Source organism: Vibrio fluminensis, from assembly GCF_015278125.1.
Classification (GTDB): Bacteria; Pseudomonadota; Gammaproteobacteria; order Enterobacterales; family Vibrionaceae; genus Vibrio; species Vibrio fluminensis.
This window is the reverse complement of record NZ_JADILO010000071.1, coordinates 1-1,198: the sequence shown is the minus strand read 5'-3', so window position 1 is coordinate 1,198 and position 1,198 is coordinate 1. Positions and strand designations below refer to the sequence as shown.

At 43.9% G+C, this 1,198-nt stretch carries 1 protein-coding gene; it reads left to right on the top strand.

The window, feature by feature from the left end; genetic code table 11:
- A protein-coding gene (locus IRQ95_RS21870; RefSeq protein ID WP_431358065.1) for an IS3 family transposase occupies positions 1–1,165 on the top strand; the annotation gives its coding sequence in 2 pieces (ribosomal slippage) (positions 1–312 and positions 312–1,165; 1,166 coding nt annotated over the 2 pieces). This gene is flagged as partial in the annotation.
- Positions 1,166–1,198: the final 33 nt, after the last annotated feature.

The following is a 1,198-nucleotide window of genomic DNA, read 5'->3' as shown; positions in this document are numbered from 1 at the left end:
TCGCTTTTAAATTGGATGTTGTTGACCAAGTTGAAAGAGGTGAACTGACTTATAAACAGGCTCAAGAGAAGTACGGCATACAAGGTTGTTCTACAGTATTAGTGTGGCTCCGAAAACACGGTCGACTTGATTGGTCTAGGGGCGCTCCTAGATTCTTGAAAAAAGGGTTGCCTATGTCTGAACTCAATTCACCACCAACACCAGAGCAACGTATCAAAGAGCTAGAAAAACTGCTCGAAGATACCAAGCTCAGAGCCGACTTCTTCGAAGAAGTGGTTAAAGTTATGGAACGAGACCACGGTGTTCGAGTCGTAAAAAAGCACAAAGAYGCGTCGTCCAAGAGCAAAACATAGCTCAGCTTAACGTGACTAAATTTTGCCAAATCGTAAATATCACAAGGCAAGCCTATTACAAGCAATGCCTTACTGAAGCCCGCAAGCTACGACGTGATGAGGTACTTCTGAGTTTTGTTCGTGAAACTCGTATCAAACAAGTCCGCATAGGAACTAGGAAGCTGAAGTACCTGATGCAACAGGCAGGAATGACCGTAGGCCGGGATTATCTTTTTTCACTGCTTAAACATCATCGCYTACTTGTGAAAACCAAGCGTGCTTACCACCGAACAACAGATAGCCATCACAGGTTTTACTGCCACCCAAATAAAATAAAGGATGGCTTTAAACCAGAGAGGCCAGAAGAGTTGTGGGTCGCTGATATCACTTATCTTCCGACCCGAGAGGGAAACAGTTATGTCAGTCTGATTACCGATGCCTATTCTAGGAAAATCGTCGGTTATAGTGTGGATGACAACATGCAAACGAGTGCTGTAAAACAAGCTTTTATAGGAGCGCTAAGAAAACGYCGRAGTAAGGGAAGCTTAATCCATCATTCAGATAGGGGCTCCCAGTACTGCTCAAAGGAATACCAAGACATACACGCTAAGCACAATATAGTGTGTTCAATGACGGATGGGTATGACTGCTACCAGAATGCGTTGGCAGAGAGGGTGAACGGCATTTTGAAAATGGAATATCTCTTGCGAAAGCCTAAAGATGTAGCTCAAGCAAGAAAAATGGTCGCTGAGTCAGTAGAAATCTATAATCAGATGAGGCCTCATACAGCGCTAAAATACAAAACGCCCGATGAAGTACACCGAGCGTTTTAACTAAAAAGTGTCAACCCATATCAGGACGGGTCA